Genomic DNA, 14,276 nt, shown 5'->3' on the forward strand with positions numbered 1-14,276 from the left:
CAACCCCCTTCCGCGCGGCCTGTGGACGAGCGGTGCCAGCGCGCCCCCGCCGTCGGTGGGTGAGGGAACGCGGCCGATAATGGCGGTGCCAGAGCGTCTGGCGGCCAGGCCAGTACGTCGCGACGAAGGCGAGTCATGACCGATCCTCAAGGGCAACCGAGGCCCCGCCGCCCGCGGCACCTGATGGACCCCGACGCCCCCCGGCAGCCACGTGACTTCGACCGCGAGATGAAGAGCCTGTCCCGGGTGCAGCGCTGGGTGATGTCGGCGCTGGTGGTGACGACGCTCTTCCACCTGGCCGCCGGGCTCGTGATCGCCGCGCTGTTCCTGGACGACCCGCGACCCGGCGCCGAGATCGGCCTGTGCGTGATCGCCGGCGCCTTCGGGGTGATCGCGATCGCGATGGGCTTCGTGATCCACAAGAGGAGCCCGTTCACCCCGTGGCTCGCCCTCGGGCTGCTGCCGACCGTGATCGGCATCTGGCTCGTCAACCGCTGAACCCCGGCACGCCTTGGCGCCCGCACGGATAATCGCAGGGTGACCGAGCCGCCGCCCTCCGAACGCGAGCGGCTCCGCCGCGCCCGCGAGCTGGAGGAGGCGATGCGTGAGCTCGACCGCCTCGACCGCGAGCACGGGCTCGGTGCCATGCCCGGCACGACCGGACCCGGCCTGACCACGCCCGAGGCCCGCCCGCGAGGGGCCGGCTCCAGCCCGGTCCTCGTCGGCCTGGTCGTCGTCGGCGTCGTGCTCGCCGGCCTGCTGGCGCTGCGCCCCGGCGGCGACCTGATGACGGTCGCCCGGATGCTCGGGATCGCGCCGGAGATCTATGCCAACCCGCCCGAGTTCACGCCCGGCCAGGGCGAGTTCAGGTTCCTGCGCACCCAGAGCGGCCGGGCGGGCTCGGCCGACGGCGAGCCGGTGGGCTACGACCCGTGCACGCCGATCGAGTACGCCGTGAACCCCGCCGGCGCCCCCGACGGCTGGTCGGAGCTGATCGAGACGGGCATCGAGCACACCGAGTGGGCGACCGGCCTCGACTTCCAGTACGTCGGGGAGACCGAGCTGCGGCCCTTCAACGACCTGCAGCACGACTTCATCGCAGCGAAGGACCAGCCGGTGGTCATCGGCTTCGGCGACGCGAGCGAGTTCCCCGGCCTCGCCGACGACGTGGCGGGCATCGGCGGCAGCGTCGCCTTCACCGGCGGCGGCGCCGGCCCGGGGCGCACCTACTTCACCACCGGCTCGATCGCCCTCGACGTCGACATCTTCACCGACGACGCGCACCCCGCCGAGCTGCAGGCCATCGTCGACCACGAGCTCGGACACGTCGTCGGCCTCGACCACGTCGACAGCCCCGCCGAGCTCATGCACGCGACCAACCTCGGCCGCACGACGTACGGCGAGGGCGACCTCGAGGGGCTCGCCCGCCTCGGCTCGCTCCCCTGCCGGTGACGTAGTCCGGTCTGGCTCACTCCGCCGGCGCGTCGAGCCCCTCGGGCGTCAGCTGCCACACGCCGGGCTGCCCCCGGGTCATCAACCCGTCCGAGACGAGCGCCTGGCGCGCCCGCCGCGCGGCGTACCTCCACCGCAGCTCCCCCTCGGGCGTCAGCTGGCGGTCGCCCTCGAGGAGTACGCCGTCGAGCCGGGCCTCGAGGGCCGCGAACACGTCGTCCTGGTCGAGCTCGCCCCCGGCCGCCTGCAGCACCTGCACGATGTGCGGACGCAGCACCTCGGGCGGCTGCCAGCGGCGCGGGGCGCGGCGCACGGGCGTGCTGGGCTTGGCGGCCGCGGCGCGAGGCGCGCGCGGAGCACGCACCGGAGCAGCCTTGGGTGCGGGCGGTGGCGGCGCGGGCATGCCGTGCACGCAGGTGGACAGGGGTAGGTCGCACAGGTCGCAGTAGTCGCCGCTCATCGGGGCCACCGTATCCCGCGCCATGATGGACCCGTGAGCGCGGACGAGTTCACCCCCTACGACACGTCGCACCTGGGTGCGGTCGCGGTGATGGCGCTCGGCATCGTGGCGCTCCTCGTCGCCGCCCGACGGCTCGACGACCCCGGTGACCGCCTGGGCAAGGCCCTCGCGATCGCAATCCTCGCGACGACGCTGCCCCTGCAGGCCCTCTACTTCACCGCCGGCTACTGGAACCCCCAGACCACCCTGCCGGTCCAGCTCTGCGACCTGGCGTCCCTGGCCGCGGTCTACGCGCTGTGGACCCATCGCTGGTGGGCTACCGCGCTCACCTACTACTGGGGCATCACCCTGACCAGCCAGGCGGTGATCACGCCCGACCTGGCAACGCCGTTCCCCGACCCGGTGTTCCTGCTCTTCTGGGCGATGCACATCGGCACCATCTGGGCCGCGGTGCACCTCACCTGGGGGCGCCACGTCCGGCCGAGCTGGCGTGGCTACCGGTTCGCCGTCGTCACCACCGCCGTGTGGGCCGTCGCCGTCTTCTGCTTGAACGTCGCGGCCGGCACCAACTACGGCTACCTCAACGCGAAGCCGTCCAAGCCGTCGGTCCTCGACCTCCTCGGCCCGTGGCCCTGGTACGTCGCCGCAGAGGTCGTCATCATCCTGGCCGTCTGGGCGCTGCTGACCTGGCCGTGGGAGCGTCGGGTCCGGCCGGTCGAGCGAGAGCGCGTCGGCACCGCTGGGCGATGAGGGACGAGGTTCCACCCCGCTGGTCGAGCGAAGTCGAGACCCACCCCGCCGGTCGAGCGAAGTCGAGACTTCCCGTTGGTTGAGGAGGGACGCAGTCCCGTCACGAAACCACCTGCTGCGCCTGCAGCTCCAGCGTCATGAACACGCAGTGCGGGTCGAGCGCATACCCACCGAACGGCCCGCACTCCACGAACCCTCGGGATGCGTAGAGCGACCGCGCGGGCGCGAAGAAGTCCTGTGTCCCGGTCTCCAGGCTGACCCGCGCCCAGCCGCGCGCCCGCGCCTCAGCCAGCACGTGGTCGAGCAGCGCCGCCGCGACGCCCTGCCGGCGGGCCGCCGTCGTCGTACGCATCGACTTGACCTCCCCGTGCCCCGGCTCCAGCTGCTTCAACGCCGCGCAGCCCAGCAGCACGCCGTCCCGCCGCAGCGTCCAGAACGAGAGGCCAGCCAGCGACACGGGGTCGAGCGCGTGCACGCTCTCGGGCGGCGACGTGGCATACATGTCCGCCAGGTGCTCCTCGAGGAGCGCGATCACATCCGCACGCAGGGGGTCGTCGAGGTCGATCTGCACGCGCCCATCCTTCCGGAGGGGGCGGCTCTCAGGCGGCGTGGGGTGGGCTGGCGTGTGGCAGGGGTGGTCCGACCAGCCGGGTGTAGCGGCCGGTGTCGTCGACGCGCGGGGGTGGTCTCCACACCGGCCTGCGGGTGATTGGGTCGAGGTGGATGGTCCAGGCGCTGTGGTGGGTCAGGGTGTGGTGCCGACGGCAGAGCAGGGCCAGGTTGTCCAGGCTGGTGGCGCCGCCGTCGGCCCAGTGCACGAGGTGGTGGGCGTCGCAGGCCTGCGGGGTGCGGCGGCAGCCGGGGAAGGCGCAGTGCTGGTCGCGGGCGACCAGCGCGAGCCAGATCGCGGTGGTGACCAGCCGTTGGGTCCGGCCGACGTCGAGGATCTCGCCGTGGGCACCGAGCACCATCGGGATCACCTCGGCGTCACAGGCCAGCCGCCGGGTCGCGGCCACCGAGAGCCGCTGCCGGTCGGCGAGCCGGCCGGCCAGGTCACGCCCCGGTTGCCCGCCGGCCGGGTCCCGTCCGGAGCGGGTCGCGAGCCCGGCGGCGGCGGTGTCCAGGCCGGTGCGGAGCTCGTCCAGGGTGGTGGTGACGATGAGTCGGGCGGGCGCGCCGTGGCTTCCCGGCGCGGCCGGGTGGGCCTGGGCGTGCCGGCAGGTGGCGACCAGGGCGTCCCAGAGCCGGGCCCCGAACTCGCGGGGGTCGCGGCCGTCGTGGGCACACCCCGGGTCCGGGCACGGCACCGGCCGCGCCCCGGGCACGCCGTCGGGCCGGGGCCGGCCCCCGCACGCGCCCGGAACGGCCGGGACCGGCCGGGTCAGCGGCAGCAGCGCGGCCTTGACCAGCTCGGACTCCTCCACGCTGGCGTAGCCACGGATCCGGACCCCGCCCACCTCGTCGGGGCTGAAGGCCAGGAACCGCGCCTGGTGCGCGGCGCGCTCCTGGCCGGCGGTGTGCTCGGGGTCGCCGAGCAGGGTGCCGTCGGGGTCGAGCTCGGCGACCACGTCGGCGAAGCCGAGCTCGAGGTCGGAGGCATCCAGCGTCGCGGCCCGGTCCAGCAGCAGCGCCTCGGCCCGCTCCCGCCACTGCCCCTCGCGGGGCAGATGCGACGCGCAGGTCGCGATCACCCGGGCCTGGGCCTGGGAGATCACCCCCGCCGCGAGCGCGGTCCTGGTCGGCTCCAGCGCCCGGAGCCGGCCGGCGAGCCGCAGCAGCCCACCCCCATGGCCCTTCCGGCCGCCGGCGACGTGGGTCAGGAAGTCCTTGGCCGACGCCCAGCCGTGCGCGGCGGCGGCGTCGGTGGCCTCCAGCTGCTCGGCCACCGCCAGCCGGACCGAGTCCAGCCGGCGTTGGGCCTGCTCCAGCAGCACCATCGCGGCCGGCAGCTCCCCGGCGGGCACCTCGGCCCACGACACCGCGGCGAGGCCGGTGGTGGCCTCGCTGAGGGTCTGGAGCTGGGTGTCGGGATGCATGGCGTCCATTCTATTCGAAGAGGTGTTCGCTAGCAAGAACCGGTGTGTGAAAGGTGGTCTTGGTGTCGGTGAGGCCGGGACCTCGGGGATGGGAGGGCTGGGACCACTCCATCGCCGCCCGCCGACACCACCGCCGAACCGGCGCCGTGCCTGTGGACGACCCGCCCCGCAGCGCGCCTGTGGACATCAACTGGCCGGGCAACGCCAATCATGTGGATGAGCCCAGCGGACGCGAGGCGATCCGCGCCATCGTGAGCCCATGACCCACGACATCCCTCCCCTGCGCCGGCCCGAGGACATGCCCGCCGTGCGCACGCAGGCAGACCTCCACCGACACTGGCGCGCGATGATGGGCGAGCTCGGCTTCGGCCAACGGCAGCTGTGGTTCCAGTTCTTCGACGCCGATGGTCGGTGCACGCCGGTTGTCCAGCAGGTCACCGACGTGCCCGAGCTCCCCGACACCGAGATGCTCGCCAACCTGATGGCGATCTGCGACCAGCTGCTGACCGATCTGGTCCCCGACGGCAGCGTCGCGTTCCTCTGGGCGAGGCCCGGGCGGCCGGGCCTCATCGCATCCGACCGGGCCTGGGCCGCGGGGCTCGCGAAGGCGGCCGCAGACGCCGGCGTACGAAGCCACCCGGTCCACCTGGCCAACGACCATGAGCTCCGGGTCTTCGCCACCGACGACGAGATCGCCAGCGCCTGAGCCGCAGCTCGGTGCTGGAGGAGTCAGCCGTAGTGGCAGACGTATCCCAGCGTCTCGACCGTCTCGATGTCGAACGACGATGAGCCGGGCACCTCGAACGACTCCCCCGCGGCGTACTCCATCCACTCCTCCGACCCCGCGAGCCGCACCCGGCAGCGGCCGGCGTTGAGCTCCATGACCTCGGGCGCGCCGGTGGTGAAGACCAGCGAGGACGGGAAGATGACACCGGCCGACTTCCTGGTGCCGTCGGCCAGGTAGAAGGTGTGGCTGACGCAGGTACCGTCGAAGTAGATGTTGGCCCGGGGGTCGAGGGTCACGTTCTCGTAGGTCACGCGCGGGAGCGTAGCCGCCCGCCCCACGCCCGGTTGTCGGTACGCCGTGCCAGAGTGCCGACATGGACGCTGCCACGATGCTGACCCAGCTCGCGACGGTCATCGACACCCAGGACTGGGTCGGGCTGCGGGCGCTGCTGCACGACGACTTCACCTGTCGCTACGTGCACACCGGCGAGACCTTCGACCGCGACTCCTGGGTGCGCCTCAACGCCGACTACCCCGGCTTCGACCACTTCGTGCTGGAGGACTGCGTGGGGTCCGACGACCGGGCAGCCGGCCGCGCCCACGTCACGGCGTACGTCGACGAGCAGCTCCAGCACTTCGAGGTGGCCACCTTCGTCACGCTGCGCGACGGCCTGGTCGCGGACATGACGGAGGTCTGGACCGACGTCGACCAGGAGGCCCCGCCGGGCACCCGCCCGACGCCGTCGGCGTGACCTCGCCGCACCCGTTTACACCCCACCCCCCGACGCCTATCGTCCGAAGGATCAGTCGGAATCGGGAGGGAAGAAAGGAATGTCTACAGACCAGGCAGTAGAGCGCCGCACGATCCTCAAGACCGCCGCCGCCGCCTCGATGGCCGGGCCCTTCGCGGGCCTCGTGGCGAGTCCGGCCGGAGCCGCGCCCCACCCCCGGCGCACGCGCCTGTTCGAGGTGCCGGACGAGCGTGACGGCATCGTGCGGCTGCACGTGCCGAAGGGCTTCAGCTACCGCTCCTTCCACGACACCGAGACCCCGGTGTTCCTCACCGACGGCACGCTGTTGCCCGGCCGGCACGACGGCATGGGCGCGTTCCCCGGGCCTGGCAGCACGGTCGTACTGGTGCGCAACCACGAGATCAACAACCCCGTCACCCGCGGCGTTCGGCACCGGTACCCCCTATGACTCCCGTGCCGGCGGCGGCACGACCACCGTCCAGGTCACCCTGGAGGGCCAGGTCATCCGCTCCTTCACCAGCCTCAACGGCACGATGATGAACTGCTCCGGCGGCCAGATGCCGTGGGGATCGTGGGTCACCTGCGAGGAGACGGTCAACGGCCCCGACGTCGGCCCGGACTTCACCCGCACGTCCAACATCCCGCTCACCAAGCCGCACGGCTTCATCTTCGAGGTGCCGGCCAGTGTGTTCCCCGGCGAGGGCCAGGGCAGCCGTGAGCCGATCCGCTCGGCCGGCCGCTTCGCCCACGAGGCCGTCTCCTACGACCCGGTCAGCGGCTACCTCTACCTCACCGAGGACGACTTCGGCTTCCCCTCCGGCTTCTACCGCTACAAGCCCCCGACCGACCCGATGGTCGTCGGCCACCTCGAGGACGGCGGCACGCTCGAGATGCTCAAGGTCGTCGGCGTCGACAACGCCCATCTCGAGGCGGAGCAGGAGCGCAAGGCGACGTACGGCGTGGAGTGGGTGCCGATCGCCGACCCGGCTCCCGACTTCCCCTACACGCCCGGGGAGACCGCACCGACGAGCAACGACACTGCGATCACGTACGTCGCGCGCCAGGGCTGGCAGCAGGGCGCGGCCTTGTTCGCCCGACTCGAGGGTCAGGTCTCCCGCGACGGCGTCGTCTACTTCACGTCCACCCAGGGCGGCGGCCCGGCCGAGGCGTTCACGCCTGACACGACCGACCCGGACGGCTTCGGTGCCGGCTCCGGCCAGGTATGGGCCTACGACACCGAGGCACAGGAGCTCCGCTGTGTCTTCCAATCCTCGGGCGCCGAGGTGCTGGACATGCCCGACAACATCACGACGTCCAATGACGGCACGCTGGTGCTGTGCGAGGACAGCTCGGGCGACAACTACCTCCGTGGCCTATCGAAAAACGGCAAGCTCTGGGACATCGCCCTCAACCGCCTCCTCAGCGCCTCGGGCGAGCCCCGCTTCGGCGAGGAGTTCGCCGGGACGGCGTTCAGCCCTGGCGGCGAGACGCTATTCGTCAACATCCAGGCCCGCCAAGGCATCACCTTCGCGATCTGGGGGCCCTGGCACAGGATCGGCGTCTGACCTGTCGCTGGTCGAGGAGGGACGGTCGCGGTCGGTGGTCGAGTAGCCGACCGAGGAACGAGGGAGGCGTATCGAGACCCTCAGTCCGCCAGCGTCCCCGGGTCGTCCGGCACGTCCACCGAATGCCTGCGCAGCGCCTCGAGCGGGATCACTTCGAGCGCCCGCTCGTTGGTCGACGCGAGTACGACGGGCGCGGCGGCGCCGTCCTCCAGTGCCTGCAGCCACCGGGCAGCGACGACACACCAGCGGTCACCCGGCTGCAGCCCGGGGAAGCTCCACTCCGGTCGCGGGGTCGACAGGTCGTTGCCGACGGCCTGCTGGTGCTCGAGGAACTCCTCCGTCATGACCGCGCACACCGCGTGCAGCCCCACGTCCTCCGGGCCGCACGTGCAGGTGCCGTCGCGGTAGAAGCCGGTCACCGGGTCGACCCCGCACGGCTCCAGCGGCCCGCCCAGGACGTTGCGCTCGGTCATGCCAGCCAGCCTATTGCCCGGCGCTCGCGCCCGACTCACGCATACCGCGCGACGAAGTTCGTGAGGATCCGCGGCGGCCAGGTGACCAGCTCCTGGCTGACCCGGCTGATGATCTCGTCCATCGTCTCCGGCGGGTAATAGCCGTAGTGCTGGTAGACCTTGATCCTCGTGACGATGCCGTCGACGTCGAGCTCGGGGTGGAACTGGGTGGCATACAGGTTCGTCCTGACCCGGAACATCTGCACCGGGCACGCGGGGGACGACGCCAGCAGCACCGCGCCGGGCGGCACGTCGCGGCAGGCCTCCTTGTGCCCGACGAAGGCGTCGAAGGTCGCGGGCATCCCCGCCAGGACGGGGTCCTCCCGGCCCGCCTCGGTCAGGGTGACCGGCACGACGCCGATCGGCTCGCCGTACGTCTTGTCCACGATCACGCCCTGGTGAACGCCCAGCGTCCCGACGCCGTAGCACGCGCCGAGGAACGGGAAGTCGCGCTCGACGAGCGTGTCGAGCAGCGTCCGCAGCTCGGCCTCCACCCGCAGCTGCACGGCGGACTTGGTCGGCGCGCTCGCGTCGAAAGGTCCGCCGCCGAGGATCACGCCGGAGTACGACGCGAGGTCGAGGGCCGGCATCGGAGCCGACTCCAGGCGCACCCGCTGCAGCGACCCCTCGTCGAGCCCCGTCCACCGGAGCATCGCGTCGTACTCGTCGTCTGCGGCCTGGTCTTCGGCGCGGGTGGCGAGCATGAGGAACGGCTTCACCGGGCCATCGTCTCCCCGCCGACCGGCTGTTGGGCGCCGTCTCAGGCCTCGACTCCCGGAGCCATCACAATCGAACCGACGGCATGCCGACCTTGTCCGGGTGGGCGGCTCCGGTGCACAGAAGTCACCGATTTCGGACGTGTTCTCGCTTGGGTGGCCACCTAGAATTTGAGGCATGACGACGTACGGGGCTCCGCCGGGAGATGGGGGCCTCGACGCGCTGTTGGAGGGCTCGCCCGATCCCCACGCGCACACCTCGGCCGCGGCCGAGACATCCTTCCTTCTGGGCCTGGTCGCTGCGGCCTCCGCCCCCTTCTCGGTGATGCACGCGGTCGCCCTGGTGACCGGTGCCGCCGCCATCCTGCTCGGGCTCGTGGGCCTGATCCGGACCAGCCGGCCCGACCTCGCCGGCACCGCGCTCACGCCGGCCGGGCTGATGCTCGCCGTGGTCGCTTTGATTACGGTCGGGCTGCGCTACCTCGGCGTCGACACGGCGTACGGCGACGACGCGCTGCCGACCATCCGCTCCTGGCTGGACACGCTCAACGGCAGGCTGCCGCGACCCTGACGGCCGACCGTCCGCCGTGACGTCACACGAGGCGGGACAGCGCCTCGCGCAGCACGGCCAGGCTGTCGGCGATCCACGGGAGCTCCTCCGGCGTCTTGCTCGCCAGGGCCTGCCAGCGCTGGTCGTCGTCGCGGCCGTAGAGCATCGGGGGGGCCACGCGCAGAGCCAGCCGCTCGGGAAGGTCTCCGAAGGCGACCCCGGGGAGGGTCGCCACGCCGTGCTGGTCGAGGAGGACCCGCGCCAGGTCCGCACTGGTCCCGATCCCACTGGCCGCGAGCTCGTCACGCCTGCCGGCGAAGTCGGGATAGAGGTAGAACCCCGCGGTCGGCGGCGCGACCTCGGCACCGGCCGCGGTGAAGATCCCGGCGACCGTCCGGGCGATCCGGCCGTGCAACGCGCGGCTCGCTTCGACGTGTGGCGCGAGCTCCGGGGGCTCGGTGAAGGCCCAGGCTGCGACCTGCTGCACCGGCTGGGCCGGAGCCGACCAGATCTCGCTCGCGGCGACCGTGACCTGCCGGCGTACGGCCTCGTGGCGCTCGGGGATGCGCGCCGCGCCGATGCGCCAGCCGCCGAGCGCGAGGCTCTTGCTCAGCCCGGTGGTGGTGATGGTGCGGTCGGCCAGCACCTCGGCGGGCGTTAGCACCTCGGTGTCGCCGTGCACGAGGTCGAGGTAGATCTCGTCGGAGATGATCGCGAGGTCGTGCTCCTCCGCGACCGCACACAGCTCGCTGATGACGTCGGGCGCCGCGACGGTGCCGGTGGGGTTGTCGGGCAGCGTGACGAGCACGGTCGTGGCGGGGCGGCCCTCCGCGCGGAGCCGGGCGGCCTCGGCGCTCAGGCGCTCGGGGTCGGGTACGCCGCCGTGCCCCGGCAGAGTGGGCACCAGCAGCGCCTCGTGTCCGAGCAGCGCGGCCTGCGCGGCATAGCTGACCCAGCAAGGGCGCGGCAGCAGCACCGGGCCACCGAGTGCCTGGAACAGCGCGTAGAGCAGCGGCTTGGAGCCCGGGCCGCAGACGACCTCGGCCGCGGTGGTGGCGACGCCGCGGCGGGTCCAGTAGCCGGCGACGGCCTCGAGGAGCTCGGGCGCTCCGGCCACGGGCCCGTAGTCGCCCCGGTGGGCGCTCTGGGCCAGCCGTCGGACGAGCTCCGGGTGCACCGGGATGCTGGCCTCGCCGAACCCCAGCGCGACCGTGTCCAGCCCCGCCGCACGGCGGCGGGCGATCTCCTGGCTGATGGCGAGGGTCGGCGACACGGGCATGCCTTCAGCCTACGGAGCGGCGCTCTACCCCGCATGGCTGCGATTCGGTGGTTGAGGTGCGAGCGCAGCGAGCCTCGAAACCACTCACTCTGCTAGGCGGTGGACACGGTGAACACTTGAGACAGGACGCCGACGACTGTCGCCGGTTCTCCCTCGTTTGTCATCACCCCATGCCAAGCTGCCGTCGTGCATCAAGGCCTCTACGAGTCGCTCCTCACGACCGCGCTGTCCCAGGACCTCGAGACCCTGGACGCGGTGGCGACAACGATCGAGAAGGTCGACCCCGCAGACCAGCCGCACGTGCTTGCGCGCCATGTCGCTGCTGCGCTCACCCGCAAGCTCGAGAGCGTCAAGGACCCTGCGTCCCGCCTGGCCTTGGTCAACGACCTCGTGAGCCGGCTGGGTGAGCATCCCGAGCAGGTCGTTGAGCCCGCACGTCAGCTCCTCGCAATCCAAGGCCAGAAATCCAGACGGCCAGCGACACCCCTTTCAGATGCCGCGCTCCTCACGAACACCCGAGGCGAGCCGACCCTCGGCGCAGAGCTCAAGTCAGAGATCGATACCTCGGACGAAGTCGACCTGCTCTGCGCCTTCGTGCGCTGGTACGGCCTTCGCCTCCTCGAGCCGGAGCTGGCTCGTCTGCGCGAGCGTGGCAAGCCGCTGCGCGTCATCACGACCACGTATATGGGATCCACCGAGCGCCGGGCTCTCGACCGCCTCGTTCGCGAGTACGGCGCGGAGGTGCGGATTCAGTACGACGCGCAGCGCACTCGGCTCCACGCCAAGGCCTGGATGTTCCGCCGCTACACCGGCTTCGACACGGCGTACGTCGGGTCCTCCAACCTGTCACGCGCAGCCCTGCTCGACGGCGTGGAGTGGAATGTCCGCCTCTCCAAGGTCGCCACTCCGACGCTGCTTGAGAAGTTCCGCGCCACCTTCGACACCTACTGGCATGACTCGTGCTTCGAGCCCTACCACCCGGACCGCGACGCGGATCGGCTCGACGACGCCCTCAACGAGGCGGCCGGGCGCACGCAGCACGATCGCGTCACAATCAGCCTGTCCGGTCTCGAGGTGCGCCCTTTCGCGTACCAGCAGGAGATGCTCGAAGCAATCCAGGCAGAGCGCACACTGCACGACCGGCATAGCAACCTCGTCGTCGCTGCAACCGGGACCGGTAAGACCGTCGTCGCGGCCCTCGACTACCGCCGACTCTGCAAGGACGGCGACCGCCCAAGCCTCCTGTTCATCGCCCATCGCAAGGAGATCCTCGAGCAATCGGTGCGCACCTACCGAGAGGTGCTGGCGGACGGCGACTTCGGAGAGCTGTACGTCGGCGGCGCGAGGCCTGAGCGTTGGCGTCATGTCTTCGCCAGCGTTCAGTCCCTGACCAGTCACGGCGTCGACCGCATCCCTCCGGACGCGTTCGACGTGGTCGTCATAGACGAGTTCCACCACGCCGCCGCCCCGACGTACCGCCGGATCATGGAGCATCTGGCGCCGCGCGAGCTCTTGGGGCTGACGGCCACGCCGGAGCGCGCGGACGGCACGCACGTGATGGACCTCTTCGGAGGCCGCATCGCCGCGGAGCTGCGCCTGTGGGACGCACTCGGCGCGGATCTGCTCTGTCCCTTCCACTACTTCGTGGTCTCGGACGGCACGGACCTCCGCGATGTGACCTGGTCGCGTGGCCGCTACGACGAGCACGAACTCGAGCAGCTCTTCACGGGCAACAAGGCTCGCGCCGCGATCGTGCTCAACCAGTTGCGCGACAAGATCCTGGAGCCGGGCGCCATGCGCGCCCTGGGGTTCTGCGTCAGCGTCGCGCATGCGGAGTTCATGGCGCGGTGCTTTGTGGAGGCCGGCATCCCGGCGCGTGCCGTCAGCGGACAGACCAGCGCAACGGATCGTGCTCAGGCACTTCGAGACCTGCGTGATCGCCGCATCAACGCACTGTTCGCGGCCGACCTGTTCAACGAAGGCCTAGACCTGCCCGACGTCGACACCGTCCTGTTCCTTCGCCCCACCGAAAGCGCCACGATCTTCCTGCAGCAGCTCGGCCGCGGCCTCCGCCGCACCCGCGACAAAGCTGTCCTCACCGTGCTCGACTTCGTCGGGCACCACCGCAAGGAGTTCCGCTTCGACCAGAAGCTCCGCGCCCTGACCGGGGCGACACGGCAGGGCCTGATGCGCGAGATCGAGCGCGGCTTCCCTTTCCTGCCGTCGGGCTGCCAGATCGTCATGGATCGCCAGGCCCAGTCGATCGTCCTCGACAACATCCGCAGCCAGGTGGCTCAGCGCTGGCCGCAGATCGTCGCCGAACTTCGTTCGTACGGCGATCACGACCTGGGCAGCTTCCTCGCCGAGTCCGGTCTCGAGCTGGCCGACATCTTGCGTCGCGGCAGCCGCTCGTGGACGTCTCTTCGTCGCGAAGCCGGGCTTTCGACTCCTCCCGGGTCTCCCGCCGAGGCTGCTCTGCTCAAGCGGGTCAGGGCATTCGCGCACGTCGACGACCCACTTCGAGCCTCGTCGTACGGTCGACTGCTGGCCGATCCTGATGTTGACTTCGATGCGCTGAGCGGGTCAGAGCGCCGACTCGCGGAGATGCTCTTCTTTTCCGTGTGGCCGGACGGCGGCGGGTATGGCTCGGTCGAGTCAGGCCTTACAGCTTTGGCAGCCGACCCCGCACTACGCGCCGAAGCAGGCGCCGTGGTCGACCTGGCCTTCGACCGGGCGCGACACGAGCCCCTCCCCCTCACCGGCTCGTTGACTGGAGTGCCACTGATGGTGCACGCGCGCTACCAGCGGGAGGAGATCCTCGCCGCGCTTGGCTACGCGAGTCTCGAGCGGAAGCCGACCAGCGTGATGCAGGGCGTCGCCTATTCGGCGGAGACGAACACCGACATCTTCTTCATCACCTTGAAGAAGTCCGAGGCCGACTACTCGCCGACAACGATGTACCGCGACTACCCGATCAGCCCGACGCTGTTCCACTGGGAGTCCCAGTCGACGACGACCGTGGCGTCGCCCACTGGGCAGCGATATCTCTTGGGGAGCAGCAACGTCCTGCTCTTCGTGCGTCAGGAGGCCGACAACGAGTTCGGGACCGCGCCCTACCTCTTCCTCGGGCCGGCGCACTGCGTCTCGCACGTGGGCGAGCGTCCGATCGCGATCACCTGGCAGTTGGATCACCCGATGCCTGCGGAGTTCTTCGCCGACGCGACCGTGGCTGCCGGCTGATCCAGCCAACAGACGTACGGATCGGCCAGCCCCGGGGTCCTTAACCCAAGGCGCCCCGGGAAACGAGCGTCACTCCGGCTCCCTTCTGTTGTCAACCGGTGGTTTCGAGGTCCCTCTTCCGGGTGGGCGGTCGTGGGCGTAGCGTCGTGGTCGCGGGTCCGGGAAGTGGCTGATCCGAAGTGTCGATGAGCGGGTGAGAGTCGACCGCGCTGGATTCTTGAGACGCCCCGCAGTGCCC

General features: G+C 71.1%; 16 protein-coding genes. 9 read left to right on the top strand and 7 right to left on the bottom strand.

What is annotated here, in order from left to right:
* Positions 1–135: 135 nt before the first annotated feature.
* Together DDE18_RS17565 and DDE18_RS17570 are read left to right on the top strand one after the other, a co-directional pair.
* Positions 136–498, top strand: a complete 363-nt coding sequence (locus DDE18_RS17565; protein WP_116573542.1) for a hypothetical protein — start codon at positions 136–138, stop codon at positions 496–498.
* A gap of 39 nt (positions 499–537) precedes the next feature.
* Entirely contained in the window at positions 538–1,452 is a 915-nt protein-coding gene (locus DDE18_RS17570; RefSeq protein WP_116573543.1) for a matrixin family metalloprotease, read from the top strand.
* Positions 1,453–1,468: 16 nt separating this feature from the next.
* Here the strand turns inward: DDE18_RS17570 and DDE18_RS17575 are convergent, their stop codons facing one another.
* The gene (locus DDE18_RS17575) at positions 1,469–1,912 is read right to left on the bottom strand and encodes a winged helix-turn-helix domain-containing protein (RefSeq protein ID WP_116573544.1); all 444 of its coding nucleotides are present in this window, start codon (positions 1,910–1,912) and stop codon (positions 1,469–1,471) included.
* A gap of 33 nt (positions 1,913–1,945) precedes the next feature.
* Here DDE18_RS17575 and DDE18_RS17580 point away from each other — a divergent pair, with 33 nt between their 5' ends.
* On the top strand, positions 1,946–2,662 hold the full coding sequence (locus DDE18_RS17580) for a YwaF family protein (protein ID WP_116573545.1): 717 nt from the start codon (positions 1,946–1,948) through the stop codon (positions 2,660–2,662).
* Positions 2,663–2,762: 100 nt separating this feature from the next.
* Here the strand turns inward: DDE18_RS17580 and DDE18_RS17585 are convergent, their stop codons facing one another.
* Positions 2,763–3,233 carry a GNAT family N-acetyltransferase gene (locus DDE18_RS17585; protein ID WP_245916823.1) on the bottom strand — a complete coding sequence of 157 codons (471 nt, stop codon included), beginning with the start codon at positions 3,231–3,233 and terminating at the stop codon, positions 2,763–2,765.
* Between the two features lie 28 nt (positions 3,234–3,261).
* Positions 3,262–4,698 carry an HNH endonuclease signature motif containing protein gene (locus DDE18_RS17590; RefSeq protein WP_211754613.1) on the bottom strand — a complete coding sequence of 479 codons (1,437 nt, stop codon included), beginning with the start codon at positions 4,696–4,698 and terminating at the stop codon, positions 3,262–3,264.
* A 259-nt stretch (positions 4,699–4,957) separates the two neighbouring features.
* Here DDE18_RS17590 and DDE18_RS17595 point away from each other — a divergent pair, with 259 nt between their 5' ends.
* Positions 4,958–5,404: a hypothetical protein gene (locus DDE18_RS17595; protein ID WP_116573546.1), complete on the top strand. Its 447-nt coding sequence runs from the start codon at positions 4,958–4,960 to the stop codon at positions 5,402–5,404.
* 23 nt (positions 5,405–5,427) lie between these two features.
* On the opposite strand, the gene ppnP is transcribed toward DDE18_RS17595, so the two are convergent.
* Positions 5,428–5,736 (bottom strand): pyrimidine/purine nucleoside phosphorylase, encoded by a 309-nt coding sequence (gene ppnP, locus DDE18_RS17600; RefSeq protein WP_116573547.1) that lies wholly within the window; start codon positions 5,734–5,736, stop codon positions 5,428–5,430.
* Positions 5,737–5,798: 62 nt separating this feature from the next.
* Between ppnP and DDE18_RS17605 the strand changes: the two genes are divergently transcribed.
* From DDE18_RS17605 to DDE18_RS17610, 3 genes are all read left to right on the top strand, one after another.
* Positions 5,799–6,176, top strand: coding sequence for a nuclear transport factor 2 family protein (locus DDE18_RS17605; protein ID WP_116573548.1), 378 nt, complete (start codon positions 5,799–5,801; stop codon positions 6,174–6,176).
* Between the two features lie 79 nt (positions 6,177–6,255).
* Entirely contained in the window at positions 6,256–6,624 is a 369-nt protein-coding gene (locus DDE18_RS23435; protein WP_211754614.1) for an alkaline phosphatase PhoX, read from the top strand.
* Between the two features lie 85 nt (positions 6,625–6,709).
* On the top strand, positions 6,710–7,741 hold the full coding sequence (locus tag DDE18_RS17610; protein ID WP_211754615.1) for an alkaline phosphatase PhoX: 1,032 nt from the start codon (positions 6,710–6,712) through the stop codon (positions 7,739–7,741).
* An 80-nt stretch (positions 7,742–7,821) separates the two neighbouring features.
* Here DDE18_RS17610 and DDE18_RS17615 read toward each other — a convergent pair whose 3' ends face one another.
* Together DDE18_RS17615 and DDE18_RS17620 are read right to left on the bottom strand one after the other, a co-directional pair.
* The gene (locus tag DDE18_RS17615) at positions 7,822–8,214 is read right to left on the bottom strand and encodes a DUF2237 family protein (RefSeq protein ID WP_116573549.1); all 393 of its coding nucleotides are present in this window, start codon (positions 8,212–8,214) and stop codon (positions 7,822–7,824) included.
* Positions 8,215–8,249: 35 nt separating this feature from the next.
* On the bottom strand, positions 8,250–8,972 hold the full coding sequence (locus DDE18_RS17620; RefSeq protein WP_116573550.1) for a glutamine amidotransferase: 723 nt from the start codon (positions 8,970–8,972) through the stop codon (positions 8,250–8,252).
* Positions 8,973–9,147: 175 nt separating this feature from the next.
* On the opposite strand from DDE18_RS17620, the gene DDE18_RS17625 reads away from it, so the two are divergent.
* Positions 9,148–9,540, top strand: coding sequence for a hypothetical protein (locus DDE18_RS17625; protein WP_133241258.1), 393 nt, complete (start codon positions 9,148–9,150; stop codon positions 9,538–9,540).
* Positions 9,541–9,562: 22 nt separating this feature from the next.
* On the opposite strand, the gene DDE18_RS17630 is transcribed toward DDE18_RS17625, so the two are convergent.
* Positions 9,563–10,798: a pyridoxal phosphate-dependent aminotransferase gene (locus DDE18_RS17630; RefSeq protein WP_116573552.1), complete on the bottom strand. Its 1,236-nt coding sequence runs from the start codon at positions 10,796–10,798 to the stop codon at positions 9,563–9,565.
* Positions 10,799–10,984: 186 nt separating this feature from the next.
* On the opposite strand from DDE18_RS17630, the gene DDE18_RS17635 reads away from it, so the two are divergent.
* Positions 10,985–14,038 carry a DEAD/DEAH box helicase gene (locus DDE18_RS17635; RefSeq protein WP_116573553.1) on the top strand — a complete coding sequence of 1,018 codons (3,054 nt, stop codon included), beginning with the start codon at positions 10,985–10,987 and terminating at the stop codon, positions 14,036–14,038.
* Positions 14,039–14,276 lie beyond the last annotated feature (238 nt).

The organism is Nocardioides gansuensis (assembly GCF_003076135.1).
Lineage (GTDB): Bacteria > Actinomycetota > Actinomycetes > Propionibacteriales > Nocardioidaceae > Nocardioides > Nocardioides gansuensis.

Coding starts and splice junctions, on each gene's coding strand:
- DDE18_RS17610 (WP_211754615.1), top strand. CDS start 6,710: ATGATGAACTGCTCCGGCGGCCAGATGCCGTGGGGATCGTGGGTCACC.
- DDE18_RS17575 (WP_116573544.1), bottom strand. CDS start 1,912: ATGAGCGGCGACTACTGCGACCTGTGCGACCTACCCCTGTCCACCTGC.
- DDE18_RS17615 (WP_116573549.1), bottom strand. CDS start 8,214: ATGACCGAGCGCAACGTCCTGGGCGGGCCGCTGGAGCCGTGCGGGGTC.
- DDE18_RS17630 (WP_116573552.1), bottom strand. CDS start 10,798: ATGCCCGTGTCGCCGACCCTCGCCATCAGCCAGGAGATCGCCCGCCGC.
- DDE18_RS17595 (WP_116573546.1), top strand. CDS start 4,958: ATGACCCACGACATCCCTCCCCTGCGCCGGCCCGAGGACATGCCCGCC.
- DDE18_RS17590 (WP_211754613.1), bottom strand. CDS start 4,698: ATGCATCCCGACACCCAGCTCCAGACCCTCAGCGAGGCCACCACCGGC.
- DDE18_RS17605 (WP_116573548.1), top strand. CDS start 5,799: ATGGACGCTGCCACGATGCTGACCCAGCTCGCGACGGTCATCGACACC.
- DDE18_RS17565 (WP_116573542.1), top strand. CDS start 136: ATGACCGATCCTCAAGGGCAACCGAGGCCCCGCCGCCCGCGGCACCTG.
- DDE18_RS17625 (WP_133241258.1), top strand. CDS start 9,148: ATGACGACGTACGGGGCTCCGCCGGGAGATGGGGGCCTCGACGCGCTG.
- DDE18_RS23435 (WP_211754614.1), top strand. CDS start 6,256: ATGTCTACAGACCAGGCAGTAGAGCGCCGCACGATCCTCAAGACCGCC.